The 23,005-nt window shown below is 41.3% G+C and carries 18 protein-coding genes; 17 read left to right on the top strand and 1 reads right to left on the bottom strand.

Annotation, left to right across the window (positions count from 1 at the left end; all coding sequences use genetic code 11):
• Positions 1–91 precede the first annotated feature (91 nt).
• The 17 genes from A923_RS0108500 to A923_RS0108580 all read left to right on the top strand — a co-directional run bounded on the left by A923_RS0108500 (position 92) and on the right by A923_RS0108580 (position 22,399).
• Positions 92–2,350: a HEAT repeat domain-containing protein gene (locus A923_RS0108500; RefSeq protein WP_017221241.1), complete on the top strand. Its 2,259-nt coding sequence runs from the start codon at positions 92–94 to the stop codon at positions 2,348–2,350.
• A gap of 250 nt (positions 2,351–2,600) precedes the next feature.
• The gene (locus A923_RS0108505; RefSeq protein WP_017221242.1) at positions 2,601–3,335 is read left to right on the top strand and encodes a sporulation protein; all 735 of its coding nucleotides are present in this window, start codon (positions 2,601–2,603) and stop codon (positions 3,333–3,335) included.
• Between the two features lie 527 nt (positions 3,336–3,862).
• Entirely contained in the window at positions 3,863–4,468 is a 606-nt protein-coding gene (gene betI / locus A923_RS0108510) for a transcriptional regulator BetI (RefSeq protein ID WP_017221243.1), read from the top strand.
• Positions 4,459–5,922 (top strand): betaine-aldehyde dehydrogenase, encoded by a 1,464-nt coding sequence (gene betB, locus A923_RS0108515; RefSeq protein WP_017221244.1) that lies wholly within the window; start codon positions 4,459–4,461, stop codon positions 5,920–5,922. The genes betI and betB overlap by 10 nt, the downstream gene beginning before the upstream one ends.
• Before the next feature lie 63 nt (positions 5,923–5,985).
• Positions 5,986–7,677 (top strand): choline dehydrogenase, encoded by a 1,692-nt coding sequence (gene betA / locus A923_RS0108520; protein ID WP_017221245.1) that lies wholly within the window; start codon positions 5,986–5,988, stop codon positions 7,675–7,677.
• A gap of 234 nt (positions 7,678–7,911) precedes the next feature.
• On the top strand, positions 7,912–9,129 hold the full coding sequence (locus A923_RS0108525) for a choline transporter (RefSeq protein ID WP_017221246.1): 1,218 nt from the start codon (positions 7,912–7,914) through the stop codon (positions 9,127–9,129).
• Between the two features lie 170 nt (positions 9,130–9,299).
• Positions 9,300–9,776 carry a MarR family winged helix-turn-helix transcriptional regulator gene (locus A923_RS0108530; RefSeq protein WP_017221247.1) on the top strand — a complete coding sequence of 159 codons (477 nt, stop codon included), beginning with the start codon at positions 9,300–9,302 and terminating at the stop codon, positions 9,774–9,776.
• Between the two features lie 175 nt (positions 9,777–9,951).
• Positions 9,952–10,956: an ABC transporter substrate-binding protein gene (locus tag A923_RS0108535; protein WP_017221248.1), complete on the top strand. Its 1,005-nt coding sequence runs from the start codon at positions 9,952–9,954 to the stop codon at positions 10,954–10,956.
• A gap of 117 nt (positions 10,957–11,073) precedes the next feature.
• Positions 11,074–11,964 carry an ABC transporter permease gene (locus tag A923_RS0108540; RefSeq protein WP_017221249.1) on the top strand — a complete coding sequence of 297 codons (891 nt, stop codon included), beginning with the start codon at positions 11,074–11,076 and terminating at the stop codon, positions 11,962–11,964.
• A 1-nt stretch (position 11,965) separates the two neighbouring features.
• Complete coding sequence (locus A923_RS0108545; protein ID WP_017221250.1) at positions 11,966–13,252, top strand: quaternary amine ABC transporter ATP-binding protein; 1,287 nt, start codon at positions 11,966–11,968, stop codon at positions 13,250–13,252.
• Positions 13,253–13,541: 289 nt separating this feature from the next.
• Complete coding sequence (gene nosR, locus A923_RS0108550) at positions 13,542–15,728, top strand: transcriptional regulator NosR (protein ID WP_017221251.1); 2,187 nt, start codon at positions 13,542–13,544, stop codon at positions 15,726–15,728.
• 114 nt (positions 15,729–15,842) lie between these two features.
• Entirely contained in the window at positions 15,843–17,747 is a 1,905-nt protein-coding gene (gene nosZ / locus A923_RS0108555; protein WP_017221252.1) for a TAT-dependent nitrous-oxide reductase, read from the top strand.
• 116 nt (positions 17,748–17,863) lie between these two features.
• Positions 17,864–19,276 carry a nitrous oxide reductase family maturation protein NosD gene (locus A923_RS0108560; protein ID WP_017221253.1) on the top strand — a complete coding sequence of 471 codons (1,413 nt, stop codon included), beginning with the start codon at positions 17,864–17,866 and terminating at the stop codon, positions 19,274–19,276.
• Positions 19,273–20,265, top strand: coding sequence for an ABC transporter ATP-binding protein (locus A923_RS0108565; protein ID WP_017221254.1), 993 nt, complete (start codon positions 19,273–19,275; stop codon positions 20,263–20,265). The genes A923_RS0108560 and A923_RS0108565 overlap by 4 nt, the downstream gene beginning before the upstream one ends.
• Complete coding sequence (locus tag A923_RS0108570) at positions 20,262–21,080, top strand: ABC transporter permease (protein ID WP_017221255.1); 819 nt, start codon at positions 20,262–20,264, stop codon at positions 21,078–21,080. Before A923_RS0108565 ends, A923_RS0108570 begins: the two co-directional genes overlap by 4 nt.
• 54 nt (positions 21,081–21,134) lie before the next feature.
• Positions 21,135–21,629, top strand: coding sequence for a nitrous oxide reductase accessory protein NosL (locus A923_RS0108575; RefSeq protein ID WP_017221256.1), 495 nt, complete (start codon positions 21,135–21,137; stop codon positions 21,627–21,629).
• Positions 21,630–21,757: 128 nt separating this feature from the next.
• The gene (locus A923_RS0108580) at positions 21,758–22,399 is read left to right on the top strand and encodes a hypothetical protein (RefSeq protein WP_026006156.1); all 642 of its coding nucleotides are present in this window, start codon (positions 21,758–21,760) and stop codon (positions 22,397–22,399) included.
• 170 nt (positions 22,400–22,569) lie between these two features.
• Here A923_RS0108580 and A923_RS0108585 read toward each other — a convergent pair whose 3' ends face one another.
• Positions 22,570–22,836: a hypothetical protein gene (locus A923_RS0108585; protein WP_006030621.1), complete on the bottom strand. Its 267-nt coding sequence runs from the start codon at positions 22,834–22,836 to the stop codon at positions 22,570–22,572.
• Positions 22,837–23,005: the final 169 nt, after the last annotated feature.

The following is a 23,005-nucleotide window of genomic DNA, read 5'->3' on the forward strand; positions in this document are numbered from 1 at the left end:
TTATTAAATGATAATTCTTTCTATCCCACAATAACCTATTATATATAAGAATATTATGTTGCATTGAATCAAAATTACAAAAAGGACATTCATGAGTAAATTATCTTACTTTCTTCGTTTATTTACTGCATTTTTGTTATGTGCATTTTCATTCATTGGCTTTACGGCTGAATATGTCGGTTCTAAAACCTGTGTTAATTGCCATGAAGATGCTTATCAAGATTGGCAAGGTTCACAGCACCAATTAGCGATGCAACATGCTAGTAAAGAATCCATTTTAGGTGACTTCAACAATGCTGAGTTTATATCTAATGGTAAGGTGAATCGTTTTTATACGAAAGGCGATCAATACTGGGTTAATATAGAAGGTCCTGATGGTAAGTTCCATGATTACCAAATAAAGTATACGTTTGGTGTTGAACCGTTACAGCAGTATATGGTTGAATTTGATGATGGACGTGTGCAATTAATTCCATTTACTTGGGACGCACGTCTTAAGTCAGAAGGCGGTCAACGTTGGTATGATTTGTATCCTGATAAAACGACCACCGATGAATTCTATTGGACAAATACAGGCCAAAACTGGAATTTCATGTGTGCTGATTGCCACTCTACTAATCTAAATAAGAATTATAACCCTGAAACTAATGAATATAAAACCACTTGGTCTGAAATCAGTGTCGGTTGTGAGGCCTGCCATGGACCAGGCAGTGAACATTTAAACCTAACCAAAGATAATAAGAATACTGATACATTAAGCACTTCGAATTTTGGCTTTAACCGAGATTTATCTAAAGCGGTTAAAGAATGGGTTTATGAAGAGGGAAAACCTGCACTACAGCCACGCTCAATTGAAAAAACAGACCAAGTGCAAGTATGCGCACAGTGTCATAGCCGCAGAACTCAAATATCAGAAAGCAATGATCATGTTGCAGGTGAATTTCAAGACCGTTATTTATTGAGTATGATCACACCTCAGCTTTATCACAATGATGGGCAAATATATGATGAAGATTATGTATATGGATCTTTCTTGCAAAGTAAGATGGCGGAAAAAGGGGTCACCTGTAGCAATTGCCATAACCCTCACAGTGCTGAATTAGCTGTACCTGAAGAGGCAGTTTGTGCGCAATGTCATTCGCCCGCTGATTATTCTCCAGAAAAACATACGTTTCATGAAGCTAATAGCGAAGCATCGCAATGTACAACCTGCCATATGCCTACCACTACTTATATGCAGGTGGATCCTCGCAGAGATCATAGTTGGCAAATCCCTAGACCCAATTTAAGCGAACTAACTCAAACACCTAACGTTTGTACTAGTTGTCATGAGGGGGAAAGTAATAAATGGGCTAATAACTCATTGAAAAAATGGTTTCCTAATTCAAAACACAATAATCAACAGCATTTTAGCGTTGCATTTTACGCTAGCAGTATTAATCATGCTAGCGCTGGAGATGCCTTAATAAACGTAGCTCAAGATAGTACTCAAAGTGATATTATCCGAGCCTCTTCTTTGCAGAGGTTGGCTGCTTATCCGAGTGATAAAGCAAAGCAGGCGTTAAAAGAAAGTATTAAAAATGATAATGATATGGTGCGTATTGGAGCTATTAAAGGCAGTGCTGGTTATGCTTTCAAGGAACGCTGGATTTTACTACAACCTTTGTTAACTGATCCTGTTTATGCCGTGAGGACTGAAGCCGCTGGTGCACTAGTTAGGTATTGGTCAGCATTAACAGTCCAACAACGTGCAGAAATTAAAAAGCCTCTTGCTGAATATATTGATATTCAAATGTTTAATCGAGATCGGGGATTTGGGTACACGAATTTGGCTAACGTTTACCGTTCACAAGGCAAGAATGAACTGGCGATTGAAGCTTATCAGCAAGCAATGAAGGTAGAGCCTATCTTCATTAATAGTTATATTAACCTTGCTGATTTATATCGTTCCCAAAAGCAGGAGATAATTGGTTTTGATACTTTAATGAAGGGTATTATCGCTAAGCCGGATTCGGGGCCGCTTAACTATACAGCGGGGCTTTCTCTATTAAGACAAAAACAATCACAAAAAGCGGCTAATTTCTTTAAAAAAGCAACCGAACTTACAGCTGATAACCCACAATATTGGCTAGTTTATGGTTTGTCACTGGAAAATATTAACTTAACGACTGCAGATTATGCCCTTAATCAAGCGTTTAAGTTAAGTGGTAATCCTGAACATTTATATGCACGTTGTGACATGTTATTGAAACATCAATCTGCAGGAGTAAAAGCAAAAGCTTGTCTTGAGGATTTAACGCCTTATGCACCTGCAAACATGATGCAACAATTAAAAGCGAGATTACAATGATAATTAGTCAGTTACAATAAGTTAAAAGGGCGAAAGTGAAATCACTCTCGCCAATATTCGTCCACCGATTCTCTGCATCGGATCATTTAAAAAACCTGATGATGAAGTAACCTCACCATCAGGTTTTTTTGGGTTTTTCACTTCAAGATCAGCTTATTAAACGCTATTATGGATATAAAAGAGGTCGTATTCTGAGCTAGCATTCAAATTATGAAGACTCACATGTATTTAATTAAATAACGAGGATAGTATGTTCAAAAATATATCAGCAGCACTGGGTTTTGGTGGAGCAAAAGTAGATACCATTCTTGATTATAATGAAGTGCTTCAAGGTGGTCTGGTATCAGGACATGTAAAAGTGGTGGGTGGTAGCGTAGATCAAAGCATCGCTGCCATTACAATTTGCTTAATGACGAAAGTGAAACAAGAAATTGATGAAAATATTGAATTTGTAGATCATGTATTAGCGCAGTACCATATATCAGACGCGTTTGATGCCAAGGCGGATGCTGAGTATCGTTTTGATTTTGAGTTTAATCTACATCCAGAAGCGCCGATCACGACTCTGGCTGTGAGTAACAACCAATGCGTTGTGTGGTTAGATACTGAACTTGATATTGACTATGCGATTGATGCAAGCGATAAAGACGTTATTCATGTGCTACCTTTACCTGCTATTGCCACTATTATTAACAAATTAATCGAAGATAAAGACTTAAAACTCGTTAAAACAGATATGGAGTCGGGCACTATTTCGATGTCTGGATTTACTAATGAATCTGGCGCATACCAAGAAATAGAGTTTCGTAAAAGCAGTATTTTTAGTCGTGGTGAACTTGAGCTTACCTTTGCATTAAAAGGCGATACTGTTTATGGCTTAGCCGAGATAGACCGAGTACTAAGAGGCGATACGTATAAAAGCTTTGATATCTCTATGCATGCATCCGAGACTGAAATCGACGATTTAGTGGATTATTTGGTTTAAGCTTGTTTGACGTTAGTTCTGTGTAAATTGTCATGCACGGAACTGCGTTTTTTATTTCACTCTTTACTTAACTAGTTCTTTCATTCCTGTTTCCATTCTTCATTATCATGCATTTTTCTTCGCTCTATTCTGCAATATATCCCCAACCTTAAACATCAAACCATATAACGCATTTTCCTTGTCATCAATGAAATTAACTCTGCAACATCGTTGTTATTTTTTTGTTGTAATTCAGTCTATTTGTTAGTTTTATAATGATTATGGTTGAAACTATTAATTTATTTACGCTTAATTTACCTCGAGTTAACTCAAATTTAACTATAGTTAATTACCCTTTGTAAACAGCGTCTTATGCTATTTTGTAGTGCGGCTATATGCATGATTAATTTTATAATTATGACCTATATTATGAATGCTGGGGTTGATAGTTACAGCTCTAACTATTATAGTTGTAGTTAATTGAACGTTCAATTAACTATTATTTAGAACGGTTATTCACAAAAATTAAACATGGAATGTTACTTTTTATGCCCAGACCAGCAATGAAAACCGTGAGGCAACAACAACTGATTGACGCGACGTTGATCTCTGTTGAACGCCACGGTTTACACCACACCACGATCAATACTATTAGTGGACTTGCTGGATTGTCATCTGGCCTTATTAGCCATTATTTTGGTGGTAAACAAGGTCTGATTGAAGCAACGCTCAAATATCTACTTGAGGAACTGAAACAAGCATTATTAAGCCGCATCTTAGGTAAAAACTTATCTCCAGCGGAACGCTTGTCGATGATCGTCGAATCTAATTTCACTGAATTCCAACGCTCAACTGCAGCGACTAAAACTTGGTTAAGTTTTTGGTCTCAAGCCGCTCACGATCCGGGACTCGCGAGATTACAACACATTAACTGCCAGCGTTTGTACAGCAACCTCGCATTCTCTTTTAAACAACTAATGCCCAACGTTGAAGCGATCAAGTGTGCCAAACAAACCGCGGCAATGATTGATGGCTTCTGGTTGCGAAGTGCCTTGAGCAGTTGTCCTGAACAAGAATTCGAACAAGCCCAAATTTTATGTAAAGCCTTTATCGAGGCGGTGATTACACCGCACGGAGAAAATGAATGTCGTTAATTACTTATCAGAATTATGTCCACGGACAGTCTATCGCCAATGAAACGGGCGAAACTTTTGAAGTTATCAACCCTGCCACCGGAGCGGTGAGTTATTTAGTTGAAGTTGCAGATGCAAGTGTTCAGCAAGCGGCAATTGACAGCGCAAAAGCAGGTTTTTCAACTTGGTCTAAAATGACGCCGATGGAACGTAGCCGTATTTTATTAAAAGCCGTGGCTTTGTTACGAGAACGAAATGATGAGTTAGCTGCTATCGAAGTACAAGATACAGGCAAACCTTGGCAAGAAGCTTCTGTGGTTGATGTTGTAACGGGTGCTGATTCAATTGAATTCTTTGCTGGTCTTGCACCAAGTATTGAAGGCAATCAACAACAGGTCGGTGATGATTTTTACTATACCCGTCGTGAGCCATTAGGCATTTGCGCTGGTATTGGCGCTTGGAATTACCCGCTACAAATTGCGTGCTGGAAAGCAGCACCGGCATTGGCTTGCGGTAATGTGATGATCTTTAAACCATCAGAAGAAACTCCACGTGGTGCGATTAAATTAGCAGAAGTATTTACCGATGCTGGCGTACCTCATGGCGTATTTAACGTTGTGCAAGGTGATGGCCGTGTAGGTGCTTGGTTAACGACGCATGAAGAGATTGCGAAAGTATCTTTCACTGGTGAAGTGGGAACGGGCAAGAAAGTAATGGCAGCTGCAGCTGGTTCATTGAAACAAGTGACGATGGAATTAGGCGGTAAATCACCGTTAATCATCTTTGATGACGCCGACGTTGATAACGCGGTATCAGCGGCAATGCTAGCGAACTTCTATACCCAAGGTGAAGTATGCACCAACGGTACACGTGTATTTGTGCAAGATGCCATTTATCCACGTTTTATCGAAAAATTACGTCAACGCACAGAGAACAACATCATCTGTGGCGATCCGATGGATCCAGAGACTAACTTTGGTGCCTTAATTTCGAAAGATCATCAACAAAAAGTACTTAACTTTATCGAAATCGGTAAAGCAGAAGGCGCTGAACTACTGACGGGTGGCCATGCTTTAAAACCTGATAATGCGCCGAATGGTTACTTTGTTGCACCGACTATTTTTACTCAGTGCACAGATGAAATGACATTAAGCAAAGAAGAGATCTTTGGTCCAGTGATGTCAGTACTTACATTCTCAGATGAAGATGAAGTTGTACGTCGTGCTAATGATACGCGTTTAGGCTTAGCAGCGGGTGTATTCACGCAAGACATTACCCGTGCTCACCGTGTTATTCATCAAATGGAAGCCGGAATCTGTTGGATCAATGCGTATGGCGCATCACCTGCAGAAATGCCTGTTGGCGGTTATAAAATGTCGGGAATTGGTCGTGAGAACGGTAGCGAAACCTTAAAAGCGTATACCCAGATTAAAGCTGTGTATGTTGGTATGCAACCACTTGAAAGTCCATTTTAGAGTCGTCTTTATTAAGGCTAGATTTTAAGAGATTGTTTTAAGTTTTAATTTTAAGGAAAGGTTATGACTACATCACAAGGATTGTACGATTACATTATTGTTGGCGCGGGTAGTGCGGGTTGTGTATTAGCCAACCGATTATCTGCCGATCCAGCAAACAAAGTATTGCTACTGGAAACCGGTGGCAGTGATAAGAGCATCTTTATTCAAATGCCGACTGCGTTATCGATTCCGATGAACAGTAAAAAATATGCGTGGCAGTTTGAAACCCAAGCTGAACCGACGTTAGATAATCGCCGTATGCATTGTCCTCGTGGCAAGGTATTAGGCGGTTCGTCTTCTATTAATGGCATGGTTTACGTGCGCGGTCATGCTCGTGATTTTGATGAATGGCAGCAAGGTGGGGCGAAAAATTGGGATTATAGCAATTGCTTACCTTATTTTAAAAAAGCCGAAAGCTGGGCGTTTGGCGGTGATGAATACCGCGGTGGCAATGGACCACTGGCCGTTAATAACGGTAACAACATGAAAAACCCGTTATATAAAGCGTTTGTTGCTGCGGGTGTTGATGCCGGTTACATGGCAACGAATGATTACAACGGTAAGCAGCAAGAAGGCTTTGGCCCGATGCACATGACCATTAAAAAAGGTGTGCGTTGGTCGACTGCAAATGCGTATTTAAGACCGGCTATGCAGCGTAGTAATTTAACTGTGATCACCCATGCTTTGGTACACAAGGTATTGTTTGAAGGCAAACAGGCCATCGGCATAGAGTTTGAACGTAAGGGCAAGTTAACGACCTTACATTGCAACAAAGAAGTGATTCTTTCTGCGGGTTCTATTGGTTCACCACATATCTTGCAATTATCCGGCATCGGTAAAGCAAGTACCTTAGCAGAAGCGGGTATTGAGCAATTACATGAACTGCCTGGCGTTGGCGAGAACTTACAAGATCATCTTGAGTTTTACTTCCAATTCAAATGCCTTAAACCGATTTCATTGAATGGCAAATTAGATCCATTAAATAAATTGTTTATTGGTGCGCGCTGGTTCTTTAATAAGTCTGGTTTAGGCGCGACGAATCACTTTGAATCTTGTGGTTTTATTCGTTCGAAGCCCGGTCTCGAGTGGCCAGATCTACAATATCACTTTTTACCTGCAGCAATGCGTTATGACGGTAAAGAAGCGTTTGCCGGTCATGGTTTTCAAGTGCATGTTGGCCATAACAAACCGAAAAGCCGTGGTTTTGTCAAAGTGGTATCAAAAGATGCGCACGTGGCACCACACATTCAGTTTAATTATTTATCTGAAGCTGAAGATATTGAAGCGTTTCGAGCGTGTGTACGCTTAACACGTGAGATCATCAATCAACCTGGATTAGACGAATTCCGCGGTGAAGAAATTCAACCCGGTACCGCTATTCAAACCGATGAAGAGATTGACAGCTTTGTGAGAAGTACAGTTGAAAGTGCTTACCATCCTTCTTGCTCGTGCAAGATGGGTGAAGACGCAATGGCTGTGGTTGACTCTGAAACTAAGGTTCACGGTATTGATGGGTTAAGGGTGGTTGATTCCTCTATTTTTCCAACCATTCCAAATGGTAACCTGAACTCGCCGACTATTATGTTAGCTGAGCGCGCAGCAGACATTATCTTGGGCAATACCATGCTCAAAGCTGATGATACCGCGGTAACGGTAGCGCCAGAATGGCAGAGCACACAACGATTACAACAACCCAAACGACAACCTGCTTAACGGCAGCGTCTGTTGTTAATGAAAATAGGTATCAGACCAGCCTAAGCCACTCTGGCTAAATGGTCTTTAACGCCACACTCAATTCATCAGGGTTTAAATATCGTCAATTCGATATTTAAGGTTTGAGGGGGAGTGCTATCTAAAAAGAGCCTAACTTAAACGTTGAGGTGGCTATGTTAGAACACAAGAGGGATAAAACTTGTGTTTTATACAAAATTACATGGAGTTTAAACAATGACGACTTGGCTTACGATAGGTATTTTATTTACCTTTGCTGCAATTGCATTTGTGATTTACCGTTGGGGTAATGTGAAATGCGTTGGTGTCACACCTGTGCGTACATTCACCTTTATCGCTATTCTATTTACCTCTGGTTTAGACGTGGGACTGATCATGTTCCCGCTGACTGAATTTGCTGGTTATGCAAATCTTGCTGCGAGTCCTGAATACAGCTTTAGTAATCCATTGGCGATTGAATTTGGGTTCTGGGCATTCTTAATTTGGGCATTTTACTTTTTAACGTGTTTCTACTTTTGCGTTATTGAACCAAGAGTTAAATTCTTTGAGATCCCACTGATCAAATTCATCAATAACTTTATCATTATCGGTACGTGTGCCTTTACTGCTTACTTGTTGTTGACTAATTTACCTTGGTATTTACCTGAATTAGGCGATGGTGAAACGATAGTGGGTAGCTTCTACCTGATTGTGTTCTTAGTGATTGCTGCGGCGGTTTACTCAAGCACCAGTATTCGTTATGTACGTATCCTCAGTTTAGCCAGTACTTGGTTGTTCTTAGGTCTTATCGTCCTAATGTGGGCGGGTGCGTTCTTATCTGAAGGTTCAAGCGTCAGTGAATTCACCAAGACGTTTGCTTTGATTGGCGATTACTTTGGTAACTTGCATCACTTTGTTTTACCGATGAATGATTACCACGAATTTTACTTATTCTGGTGGTTCTCGTGGAGCATCATGATTGGTCAATTCACATCACGCTTTGTTGGCGGCATGAAGACGTATCAAGTACTGATTGCAATGATGGTATTCCCGTCTATCCCAATCGCAGTATGGTTCTCGGTACTTTACTATTATAGCGTTAATGAAATCGCGACAACGGGTTTCTATAACCTAGCGATGATATTAGTGGGCGTCACCTTTGTGATTAACTCGCTGGATTCATTGGTACGACTTTATACTGATAATTTAAACCTTACCGTAGAACGTTTTGGTAAGGCTAAATACATCATAGGCAACGTGGTCTTAATGAGTTGTTTGACATTATTGTTCAAACTCGATTTCTTACAAATCCAGTGGGTTGGTGCATTAGCAATCGCACTTATTCTGGGCTGTTTCGTGTATATACTCGCGAAAAAATATCCGCAGGTTGCGGCTATTGAGCATTCGCCAAAAGAAAACGAAATCGACTTTAATAAGATTGAGTTGGCTAACTAGTACATAAATAGTGCCTATTTTGGTAACACGTAAAATAACGTGTAGGCGTTATTTTATGTTTTTTATATTTGCAGTGTGAGTCGGGTTAATTTCTGTTATTGTTGCGGAAAATGAACTGTTATCCATTCGGTTATCTGTTATCTATTCGGTTATCAATTTAGGCTATATTTATGGAAAAGTACGAAGAGCTATTAGTGTCATTACGCCGTGTTATTAGGGCTATTGATATACATTCTCGCCAGTTGAATAAACAATCAGGCTTAACCGGCCCTCAGCTTATGGTCATGCAAAATATTGCCTTGCTTGATGCGCCGTTAGCAAAAGACATTGCCAAAGAGATCGCGCTCAGCGCCGCGACAGTGACAACCATTATCGACCGACTTGAAAGTCGAAATTTGGTGGTCAGAACGCGCAGTAAAACCGATAAACGTAAAGTGCACTTATCATTGAGTGATGCAGGAAAGACGCTATTAAGCAGTTCACCTAAACCACTGCAAGAGCATTTTATTACCCGTTATCAGAATCTTGAAGAATGGGAACAGAGCCAACTATTATCATCTGTCGAACGTATTGCATCTATGATGGATGCGGAAAAACTAGATGCTGCACCGGTACTATTAGTTGGCCAAATACAGGCCGAAGAGTAATGTAATTACTTGACTTATTTTACCCTATTTTAACTATTATTTATAAATACTTACCGTGAATATTTTTACGAAACTTGTATGGATGTTTACGGTTTTTGGTACTTATTTAAGCTTTTAGCAGCAATTTACTGTAGTATTGCTGATACTTCATAACAATAATAAGGATATTATTAATATGCGGAAGACTTTCGCTACGACCCTACTTATCGCTTCAACCTCTCTTTCTACCTTCGCTAATGCAAGTGAATGCGGCTCTGTTACCATTGCTGACATGAGCTGGAATTCAGCTACCTTAATCGCCAATATTGACCGCTTTATTTTAGAGCATGGTTTTGACTGTGATGCCGAACTTGTCCCTGGTGATACCATGGCAACGGGTACGGCGATGATTGAAAAAGGTCAGCCTGATGTAGCCCCAGAATTCTGGAGTAATGCCATGAAACCAGCACTTGATAAAGGTGTTGCAGAAGGGCGAATTCGTTATGCTGGCGCGACACTTTCAGATGGTGGTGAAGAAGGCTTTTGGGTTCCTGCCTATATGGTTGAAAAAGATCCGAGTTTAGCAACGATTGCTGGTATTAAAGCCAATGCTAAATTGTTTAAACACCCTGAAGACCCAGAAAAATCAGCCTTTATGATTTGTCCATCGGGTTGGAATTGTCAAATTACTACCACTAATCTTTATGAAGCGTTAAACCTTGCTGATGATGGCTTTGATATGATTGATCCAGGTTCCGGTGCTGGTTTATCGGGTTCTATCGCTAAAGCGTATGAACGCAAAGAAGCTTGGTTTGGTTATTATTGGGCACCAACCGCTGTATTGGGTAAATACAATATGGTGAAAGTTGACTTTGGTACTGGCATCGATGAAAAACACTTTAAAGAGTGTATTACGCAAGAAGATTGTTTAGATCCTAAAGCGACGATGTTCCCACCTTCAGCTGTCGATACTGTTGTCACAGAAACATTTGCGGCAAAAGCACCTGAAGCTCTGGCTTATCTTAACGCCCGTTCATTTAAGAATGCCCAGATGAATGAATTACTTGCTTGGATGGAAGATGAGCAAGCTGACGGTGAATACAGTGTTGAACACTTTATTACTAACTATGAAGATACCTGGTCACAATGGGTTGATTCTGCTACCGCGCAAAAAATCAAGAAAGCAGTCTTAGCACTATAGCCTTTCACTATACCCATGTTACAGCAGTATGCGATTGTACAGTTACAGTTGCATTTGCAGTAGCTGGGTATATATAGCCCGAGCGATTCGGGCTTTTTCATCTTAGGAAATAAAAATATGTCAGACAGTTCATGGCTTTCGGAAATACCGCAGCTAGATCGTCACCAATTACTGGATATCAGAAAAACATTGGATGGCGCATATCGCAGTTTTTCGCGTGAATACGGTGATAATATTGAAGCGTTTTTTGATCCCTTACTTACTTTTCTCATTTGGTTCGAAAAATTATTACTTGGCAGCCCTTGGTGGTTAGTGGTTGCTGTATTAGCGGTATTTGCTTACGCAGCTAGCCGCTCTTGGAAATTAACCGTAGGCGTTGCCGTTGCCTTTTTCCTCATCGGCTTCTTTGGTATGTGGGACAACACCATGCGTACCATGAGTATTATTCTGGTCTCTACCTTACTCGCCATTCTTATTGGTATTCCGATTGGGATCGCGATGTCGCGCTCTGATCGTGTGCAGTCAACAGTAACCCCCGTGCTCGATATTATGCAAACCATGCCAGCCTTTGTATATTTGATCCCTGTGGTGATGTTATTAGGTATTGGTAAAATTCCGGGTGTGATTGCGGTTATTATTTACGCCGTGCCGCCGGTGATCCGCCTCACTAACTTAGGTATACGTCTTGTTGACAAAGAAGTATTAGAGGCCGCTACTGCTTATGGTGCGAGTCCTACGCAACGTTTATTTGGCGTGCAGTTACCCTTGGCCATGCCTAATATTATGGCGGGTATCAATCAGACGATTATGATGGCGCTAGCGATGGTTGTTATCGCGTCAATGATTGGTGTGAAAGGTTTAGGTCAACCGGTATTAAAATCAATTACCAATCAATATTTCACCCTTGGCTTGATGAATGGTTTAGCGATTGTGGCATTAGCGATTATCTTTGATCGGATCTCGCAAAGCTACGCAAAACGTACACTGCAAAACTTAGGAGGGCACTAATATGAATTCGCATAAAAATAGCCGTTCAAATGAAAGTAGCAGTTCGGATGACACTCATTGTCCGAATAAAAGTAAAACACCATTAATTCGCATTAAGAATTTATATAAAATTTTTGGTAAAGACGAAAAAAAGATCCTTGAACAAGTTAAAGCGGGTAAATCAAAAGATGAAATCCTAGCAGAGACTGGCCATACAGTTGGTTTATCGAATATTAATCTGGATGTTTATCCGGGCGAGATATTCGTGATCATGGGCTTGTCTGGTTCAGGTAAATCAACCTTGATCCGCCATTTTAATCGCTTGATAGAACCAACTGCCGGTGAAATCGAAGTGGCGGGCAGCGATGTGATGCAGCTATCGAGTAAAGACCTGCAAGATTTCCGTCGTAACAAAATGTCGATGGTATTCCAACGTTTTGGACTGATGCCACACCGCACCGTATTAGAAAATATTGGTTATGGCTTGCAAGTGCAGGGCGTTAAAAAAGCTGAAATAAAGCAGAAAGCAACGCAGTGGTTAGAAACGGTAGGACTTGACGGTTATGCTAATCAATATCCAGGACAACTGTCTGGTGGTCAACAGCAACGTGTTGGTTTAGCCCGCGCACTGTGTACCGATGCTGATATTCTGTTAATGGATGAAGCATTTTCAGCATTGGATCCGCTGATCCGCAGCGAAATGCAAGATCAGCTGATTGAACTGCAAGAAAAACTGCATAAAACCATTGTCTTTATTACCCATGATCTTGATGAAGCATTACGCTTAGGCGATCGCATTGCTATTTTACGTGATGGGGTATTAGTGCAACAAGGTACGCCGGTTGATATTCTACTTAACCCGGTCGATGACTACGTTGAAGCCTTTGTTAAAGATGTAAACCGCGCCCGTGCATTGACTGTTGAAACGGTCATGCAACCGCAAATTTGCCGTATTTCGGCCGAGACAATCGGTGAAGCGGTATTACAAATGCGTAAATCAAAAGAAGATTTCGGCTACGTGGTTAACAAAGATGGTTATCAAGGGGTTATCACTCAAGATACCTTGGATAACGTCGAAACAAGTGATTACAGTAATGTCCTTGATGCCTCTTTATTAGAGGATGTACCTGCGGTACAAAGTGATGCGTTAATCGAAACCGTTATTCCTGAAATGCTGGATAATATATTGCCATTACCGGTATTAAACGAAGATGGTGAAGTCGAGGGTAACCTATGCCGTTCTACACTGGCCGATGTATTAAGTGATCAGCCTAGTTCGGAAGAAGATAAGAAATCAACGTATGCTTAATACGATGTCATGATGATGTTGTATTGCTCGCATAGTTCGTAAGCTAAGTATAAAAATGCCTATTATCGCAAGTCTGAGGTAATAGGCATTAAGTACTGAAGCTATCAATAAATGAGTAACACTAACAACAATTGATCAACATCAATTAACATGAATGTATTTTATTAAATGATGAAGATGTTAATGGGTAATTGACTAAAGTCATTCGCTAGTGTTAACGGACTATTTACTATACTCCTAATGGACAGCAACTTATTCCTCATGAGTTGCAAATTAGGGGACGATTATTGTGGTTAGTTTTAACTCTTTAGTGAATAAAAAAACTATATTTCAGCAAGGCCTTTTTAAGCAAGGAGCCTTAGCGGTTATCACTATACTGCTGTTGATGGTCACTTTTTTTATTCCGTCAAGTTATGCGTTATTTGTTAGTCCCCCGAAAGATCCTATGCCGTTTATTCAGGCGCAATTCCCCGATGCCACTGCGATTTCGGATAAAACCCCAACCAAAGTCGGTGGTTATCCTATCTGGACAGTGCGCAAAAACGATGAAGTTTTAGGTTATGCTTTTGAAACCAACGATATCGCTAAGATCCCAGCTTATTCTGGTGAACCGGTCAATATGCTGGTGGTTATCGATCCCCAAGGTGCTTACCTTACGGCAAAAGTATTAGAACATCATGAACCGATTATTCTTGCCGGTATTCCAGAGAGCAAGTTATGGGCTTTCACCGATCAATATACCGGTTTATCCGTGCGCGATAGATTAAAGGTCGGTGGTAATAAGAACGAAGGCTACGTTGCCATTGATGGTCTTTCCGGCGCTACCGTTACCGTGATGGTGATGAATGTTGGTATTACCAAAGCGGCAAAAAAAGTTGCGCAAGCGCTGGCTATTATAGAAAAATCGAATGGCATAATTCAGCCTATCTCAACCATTAAAACGGAAGTATTCAGCGACGCTAATTGGACTCAACTTACTGGCGATGGCTCTATTCGTAAGTTATATCTAGATCGTAACGCGGTTGATGACAGTTTTGTAGGGACTGCGGCCGAGCATGTCGATGAAGCCAGTGCTGATGAAAAACAAGACATGTTTGCCGAGATCTATTACACCCTTGTTGATATTCCCACCATAGGTAAAAATTTATTTAGTGCGGCTGACTATAAATGGTTAACTGATCCCCTCAAACCAGGTGAACATTTGGTCGGGGTATTTGGTAACGGTTACTCATTTAAAGGTTCGGGTTATGTACGCGGCGGTATTTTTGACCGAATTCAAGTCCATCAGCAAGACAATGCTATTTCATTTCGAGACTTACAACATGAGCGGGTGACCGATATATTCATTGCTGGCGCGCCAACGTTCAAAGAAATGTCAGTATTTAAAATCGAAGCGCATCACGAGTTTGATCCCGGCGCTGAATGGGCGTTCGAGTTGTTAGTTCGTCGTCAAACCGGCCCCGTCGATAGCTTATTTAACAGCTTTAAAGGCCAGTATGCCATGCTGGACAAATATGTTGATACCCCGCCTGCAATTATGCCTGAACCCGAATTAACCCTGACTCAGCAAGTCTGGCAGGACAAAAATGTTGAGGTAGTGATCCTGATTACTTTGTTGATCTTACTATTACTTATCTTATTCTTCCAAGATGTATTGGTTAGACACCCTAAATTTATGCATAACTTACGTCATGGTTTTCTGGTTATCACCGTCGTATTAATCGGTTGGTCATGGGGCGGGCAGCTATCCATTGTTAATGTGTTTACCTTTTTACAAGCGCTGATGCATGACTTTTCATGGGATCTATTTTTGCTTGACCCGGTTATCTTTATTTTATGGTGCGCAGCGGCTGTCACTATGCTGTTGTGGGGACGGGCGGTTTATTGTGGCTGGTTATGCCCGTTTGGTGCCTTGCAAGAACTGGTTAATGTGTTTGGCCGGTTTATTAAATTACCGCAACTGGAATTACCTTATGCCGTGCATGAACGTTTGTGGGCAATCAAATATCTTATCTTATTGGCTTTGTTTGGCATGTCGCTGGATTCATTAGCGATGGCGGAGCAGTTTGCGGAAATCGAACCGTTTAAAACCACCTTCTTATTAAAATTTGATCGGGAATGGCCATACATTGCCTGGGCAAGTCTGATGATCTTAACTAGTCTTGTTAATCGCAAAACATTTTGTCGCTATTTATGCCCGTTAGGCGCGGCCTTATCTGTGCCGAGTAAACTGAGTTTATTCCAGTGGTTAAAACGCCGTTCTGAATGCGGTCAACCCTGTAAAACATGTGCCAAAGAATGTGAGATCCAAGCGATACAGCCAAACGGCGTGATCAACATGCGTGAGTGCCATTACTGTCTGGATTGTCAGGTGACGTATTTCAATGAAGAGAAATGCCCACCATTGAAAAAATTGGCCAGAAAGAAAAGAAAAATCAGTGATGAGCAAATCATTGCCATTACCAATACGGATTAAAGCGCCGCGAATACCGAATAATGAAGACCTAATTCCGAAAAAGAGTAATGAGCACCGAATAAAGACCAACTAGTCGCATCACAATAAAACAATTTTAATATCACGGAGAGTCTTATGATTGATAATAAAAATAACGACAACATTGAAGTGTCTGAAGAAACAACCCTAGAGAATGCAGATCGCCGCAGTTTATTTAGCAAAACAGCGATATTAGGTGCGGGCGCTGTATTAGCCCCGATGTCTGCGGCAATGTTCTCGTCAGTGGCACAAGCCAAGCGTGTTGAATATGCCAACAGCCCAGTTGTACATCCTGGCGAACTGGATGAGTATTATGGCTTCTGGAGTGGTGGTCATTCTGGCGAAGTCCGTATCATGGGCGTACCTTCAATGCGTGAATTAATGCGTATTCCTGTGTTTAATATTGATAGTGCGACAGGCTGGGGTTTAACAGACGAAAGTAAGCGTATTAAAGGCGACAGTGCGCATATCTTGGCGGGTGATTCCCATCATCCCCACATGAGTATGACTGACGGCCGATATAACGGTAAATACGTATTCATTAATGATAAAGCTAATTCACGTGTTGCCCGTATCCGCTGTGATGTGATGAAAACGGACAAGATGATTACTGTGCCTAACGTGCAAGCTATTCATGGCTTACGAGTACAAAAAGTGCCGCACACCAAATACGTGATCTGTAATGGTGAATTCGAAATTCCAATGAACAACGATGGTAAAGCATCAATGGAAGACGTCAGCACCTACCGTTCACTGTTCAATGTCATTAATGCTGAAACCATGGAAATGGCTTTCCAAGTCATGGTCGACGGTAATCTCGATAATACCGATGCCGATTATGACGGTAAATATTTCGCCTCAACTTGTTACAACTCAGAAATGGGCATGAGCCTAGGAGAAATGATTTCTGCTGAGCGAGACCATGTAGTGGTATTCAGTCTTGCACGTTGTGAAGCGGCGCTAAAAGCCGGTAAGTTCGAAACTTACAATGGCAACGACGTACCTGTACTTGATGGTCGTAAAGGCTCTGATCTTACGCGTTATATCCCAGTGCCAAAATCACCACACGGGTTGAATACCTCGCCAAGTGGTAAATACTTTGTCGCTAATGGTAAGTTATCGCCAACGGTGTCTATTATTGCGATTGATAAACTCGATGCCTTGTTCGATGACAAAATCAAACCACGTGATGCCATCGTGGCAGAGCCAGAACTGGGTTTAGGTCCACTGCATACGGCCTTTGATAACCGTGGTTTCGCTTATACAACGTTATTCCTTGATAGCCAAATTGCCAAATGGGATGTCGAAGAAGCGATCCGTGCGCACAACGGCGAAAAAGTGAATTACATTAAGCAGAAACTCGATGTGCATTATCAACCAGGCCACAACCATACATCACAAGGTGAGACCCGTGATGCTGATGGCAAATGGTTAGTGTCTTTATGTAAATTCTCGAAAGACCGTTTCTTACCTGTGGGTCCTTTACGTCCTGAAAATGATCAGTTAATTGATATTTCTGGTGATGAAATGAAATTGGTACATGATGGTCCGGCATTCGCAGAACCACATGACTGTATTATGGTGCACCGTAGTAAAGTGAAACCACAGAAACTGTGGACTCGTGATGATCCGATGTTCGCCGACACACTGGCAATGGCGAAAGCCGATGGTGTTAACACGATGACGGATAACAAGGTTATTCGTGATGGTAACAAGGTGCGTGTTTACATGACCTCTGTTGCGCCTGTGTATGGCATGAATGAGTTCAGAGTCAAGTTAGGTGATCAGGTTACGGTTGTGGTGACTAACTTGGATATGGTTGAAGACGTTACCCATGGCTTCTGCATGACCAATCACGGTGTGCAGATGGAGATTGGTCCACAAGCGACTGCTTCAATCACCTTTATCGCCGACAAACCCGGCGTGCAATGGTATTACTGTAACTGGTTCTGTCATGCGCTACACATGGAAATGCGTGGTCGTATGCTCGTCGAAGCATAACGTTAATAAAGGCGATGAGGCTAGACCTGTAATAGGTTAAGTCTTATTAAATAACAGGGAGTCGCACAGTGAAGACTCCCTGTTATTATCTTTTTATGACTGAAAAGAGAATGTTAATGGCTAAACATGCATTTGCTGTATTCACATGGTTTATATTATTGCTCAGTGTGCCATTGGCTGTTTTGGCGAAAAACATTCATGTTACACCTGATGACGATCTCCAAGCCTCGTTAAATCGTGTTGATGATGGCGATGTTGTCATTATTGCCGCGGGCGAATACATCGGCAATTTTATCGTTAATAAACGCATCACTGTAACTGGTGAAGTAGAGAGTGTTACAGGGAAAATAGAGCGTGTTAGTGGTGAAACTGGCGCGGTGATAAATGCCAACGGTATCGGTCATGGCATTGAGTTACGCAATTCAAATATCACCATTCAAAACCTGACCATTAACAACTGGGGCAGTGACTTAACAGAGCAAAATTCAGGTATTTATACCGACAAAAAATCTACTAATATCACGGTGCAAGGTAATACGCTAACAGGCGATGGTTTCGGCATATGGGTCCAGCGTAGCCAAAATGTACTCATTAAGAATAATCAAGTAACAGGCAATGCCGCATTACGCACCTCAGATCGCGGTAATGGTATTCAGCTTTCGATGGTGACAAAAGCCCTAGTAGAAGGGAATACCGTTAGCGAAACCCGTGATGGGCTGTATGTTATTTCCAGCCAAGATAATGAACTCAGAAATAATACCCTGCATGATCTGCGCTTTGGGGTGCATTACATGTATTCACATAATAACAAGGTAGTGAATAACTTCTCATATAACGCCCGAGTGGGTTATGCCTTAATGAGCTCGCGTAAATTAATCGTGTCGGGTAACCGCAGTTTGAATACCGAAGATTATGGCTTTTTACTCAACTTTATTACTTTTTCAGAGATCTCAAATAATCACATAAAAGACGTTTGGACTAAGCCTGAAAACAAGGTGTTAGGACGTGATGGTAAAGGGTTATTCATCTACAACTCAGGTTACAACACCATAAAATACAATACCGTTGATACTGCCGAGATTGGTATTCATTTAACCGCGGGTTCTGAGAATGTAAAAGTACATGGTAACAACTTTATTAATAACCCCATTCAAGTGAAATATGTGTCCAATAAACGTCAAGAATGGAGTGTTGATGGCATCGGTAATTATTGGAGCAACTACCTAGGCTGGGATCTCGATGGTGACGGTAAAGGTGATACTGCATTTGAGCCCAATGATGGTATTGATAAGATGGTGTGGGAATATCCAGAAGCGAAAGTGTTACTTGATAGCCCTGCGGTATTGTTATTACGTTGGGTGCAAAATCAATTTCCGATATTAAAACCCGGTGGCGTAAAAGACAGTAACCCATTAATGACCCCGAGCCGTACGTTAACAAGTGATTCTGCAACAAACGGGTCTTTAAGTAACCGTGCTATTACCAATAGCGTTCTCACAAAAAATAACGAGGCAACAGACTCATTATGACCGCTTCAATCGTATCAATGACCAATGTAAGCAAGCATTTTCAGCAATTAAAAGCATTGAACAACATTTCCCTAGAGCTTGCCGAAGGTGAAGTACTGGGTTTGTTTGGCCACAACGGTGCCGGCAAAACCACCATGATGAAAGTTATCTTAGGGATTGAAAAAGCCAGCAGTGGTGATGTCACGATCTTTGGTCGTGATCCGCAATCTAAACAAGCATGGCAAGACCGCCGTCATATTGGTTACTTACCTGAGAATGTGAGTTTTTATGATCACCTGACTGGTGTGGAAGTATTACGTTATTTTGCCAAGTTAAAGTCAGTGCCACGTACTCAAGTAGCTGAATTATTAGAATTAGTGGGCTTGACCCATGCAATGAAACGTCAGGTTAAAACGTACTCGAAAGGCATGCGCCAACGATTAGGGCTCGCACAAGCTTTTCTTGGGGAGCCGAAATTGTTGTTACTTGATGAACCTACAGTCGGGTTAGATCCCACTGCGACGCAAGAATTTTATCACTCTGTCGACAGTTTAAAGCAGCGCGGAGCCAGCATTATTTTATGCTCTCACGTATTACCTGGCGTTGAGCAACATATCGAACGGGCGATGATCTTATCGGGCGGACAATCTATCGCAATTGGCAGCTTGGCACAATTACGTGAGCAAGCTTGTTTGCCTGTGATTATTCAGACTCAGGGGATTGATGCGCAATTAAGTGCAGATCCGCTATTAGCTGGTTTCATCCAAGGCAATGGCAGTTTACATGTGCAGGAACATGAAAAAATCAGTGTATTAAAACAAGTCATGGCATATGACGGACTGACTGATATTAGTGTGGAACCCGCCAGTTTAGAGGTGCTGTATCAGTATTACTTATCTCATGCCGCGGCAATCAAAGGCATGTCTCATCCTAGCGGCATTCAAGGTTTATCTAATCCTGCTAATGCTAATGCCACTACGACAGTAATCAATGAGGGAGTTGCATCATGAATGCTATTTTAGCGGTTGCCAGTAAAGAGTTTCAAGATGGCTTAAGAAACCGTTGGTTTGTGTCTATTACGGCGGTGTTTTCAATTTTATCGTTAGGCTTGAGCTATTACGGCGCGGCTGCATCTGGTGGGGAAGGGGGCGCTTCGCTGTCTTCAACAATTGCCAGTTTGTCGAGTCTTGCGGTCTTTTTGATCCCGCTCATTGCCTTGTTATTGAGTTACGACAGTTTTGTCGGTGAACAGGAAGCAGGGACCTTGCTGCTGTTACTGACGTATCCGCTGAGTAAGGGCCAGTTGTTACTGGGTAAGTTTGTTGGTCAAGGCGCGATTATCACCTTAGCGACCGTACTGGGGTTTGGTAGTGCCGCAGTGATGATTGGCTTTCAATCTGGGTTTGAGGGGGTATTTGCTGCCTTTGGGTTATTCATTGTTACCGCCACCTTGCTAGGGTTGGTATTTATCAGTGTGGCTTACGTGATCAGCATTGCTGTGAATGAAAAATCAAAAGCCGCAGGCATTGCCTTATTGGTGTGGTTTTTCTTTGTATTGGTTTTTGATCTGGCGTTGTTGGCTGCATTAGTGGGCGTTGACGATGGTTTGACCCAGCAGGGATTAGTCAATGTGATGATGTTTAATCCTGCCGACGTGTTTCGCTTGATTAACCTTGCTGCGCTGGATAGCGGTGATGTCAATGGCGTGATTGCAGTGGCGATTAATTCGAGTCAATCTATCTCGGTGTTAATGACGATCATGCTGGCGTGGATACTGGTGCCCTTGACGGTGGCGAGAGTCGTGTTTGCTAATAAAAAGCTTTAACTATCATCAAGCCTATTTATAACGAAATAGCATTAAATTAATGAAGGAATATTTATGTTTAACTCAAAATTAAAAATCTTGTCTTTAGGTCTATTTCTCGCATTTGCTGTCGGCTGCAGTGAACCAACAGAGCAGCAGGTAATGGTGCAACAAGCAGTGAAGATTGAACAAGCTGATAGCTGTCATTTGTGTGGTATGACAATCAGCAATTTCCCTGGGCCGAAAGGCGAAAGCTATACTGCCAACCAAGACAACATAAATAAATTTTGCTCTACGCGGGATCTATTTGGTTTTATTCTGCAACCCGAAAATAAACGCCAAGTGCGCGAAGTATTTGTGCATGACATGAGTAAGGCACCTTGGGGTCAACCGAACGACGAGCACTTCATTGATGCTAAACAGGCCTGGTTTGTCATCGGTTCTACTAAAACGGGTGCAATGGGGCAAACGTTAGGTAGTTTTAGCTTAAAATCGGATGCGGAAGTTTTTGTGCAGGAATTCGGTGGTCAACTGTATCAATTTGATGACATTACACTTGCTGATCTTTAATTCAACCCTAGCAGAACGTAGCTAATTAGTTGCGTTTACTCCTGCGTATACCAAGCTTAAACGTAATTAATACTATAAAAAACCAATAGTGCTCTTTATAGTAATAGATTATAACGTTAGGGGTTTGTATGCGAGCAACTGAAAATATAATAATCCAAATGAGGCGTAGTGTTCAGCTGCTATCTTCAACCTATATTATGCTAGGCGGTTTGTTATTTTCTATTACGATGATAAGCGGTTATTACAATATACCGATCTCGTCGTTTACACGTGATCCAACCGTTGTGCTGGGTGGTCCTTCGTATGTTGGTTTTATATCTAACATAGGAATGTTATTTTGGGCTTTTACAGCGGCGATCTGTCTCTTTTCTTCTGTTATTCATAAGCAGGGTAATAATAAAACCACCTCTCAATTCTTACTCTATTCAGGTTTACTGACCTTGTGGTTGTTATTGGATGATATGTTCATGCTACATGACTCCTTATTGCCGAATCATTTAATGATACCTGAGAAATTGGTTTATCTCGGTTACGTCGTCATGGTTTTAGTCTACTTGGTTAAATTCAGAACTGAAATTTTAAGTCATGAGTACGCAACTTTATTTATCGCTTTTAGCTTCTTTGCACTGTCAGTATTAGCTGATTTATTGTTAGAACAACAAGGGTATGAGTTTTTGCTCGAGGATGGTTTTAAGTTATTCGGGATTGTGACCTGGTTTATATTCTTTTTTAGAACATGCCGGGCTTATCTGCAACAGGAAGGCGTGTAAAACCGAGTCGGTAATAACGGCTTAATAATAGGGCTGTATAACGAGGTAGTAATAAGAAACACACAGACAGTTCCGTTGTCTTGTGTGTTTTCGGTGTGCATTGCTGCAGACGTATCACTCAATTAATGATTAGACGATCATTAAGTAAGTATTAGGCAATCAATAGTAATCTAAACAACTACGTATTGTTTTGCTTGTCTTGCTTCAACGATATATCTTCTTTTTAGCTTTTTAGCCATGTCTGGTGTTAGATCTGAATGTAACATTTCTAACGTGCTTTGACCTTTACTTTTCAGGTAAGCAACAACTAATGGACGAGTTGGGTCAGCGTGATTTTTAGCCCACTCATAGCTTTTAACTGCGTTTGCTGGCGGCGTTTTTTTCGCTGCGATATAAACACTGCCATCAGGGAAAGATACACGGTATATATTGATCATTTTATTCTCACTTTAATCTTAGTCTTCAAAATACTAAATTCTATCGGCCTAGTATGACAGCTTTCCGGGTGTTAAACATAATTACTTGGATCAAGTCGCGAGCCAATTGCACTTATTGCTTGGATCCAGCACCACTTATTTAATGTAATTGGTATTAAATACTGATGAA

The organism is Moritella dasanensis ArB 0140, from assembly GCF_000276805.1.
Lineage (GTDB): Bacteria > Pseudomonadota > Gammaproteobacteria > Enterobacterales > Moritellaceae > Moritella > Moritella dasanensis.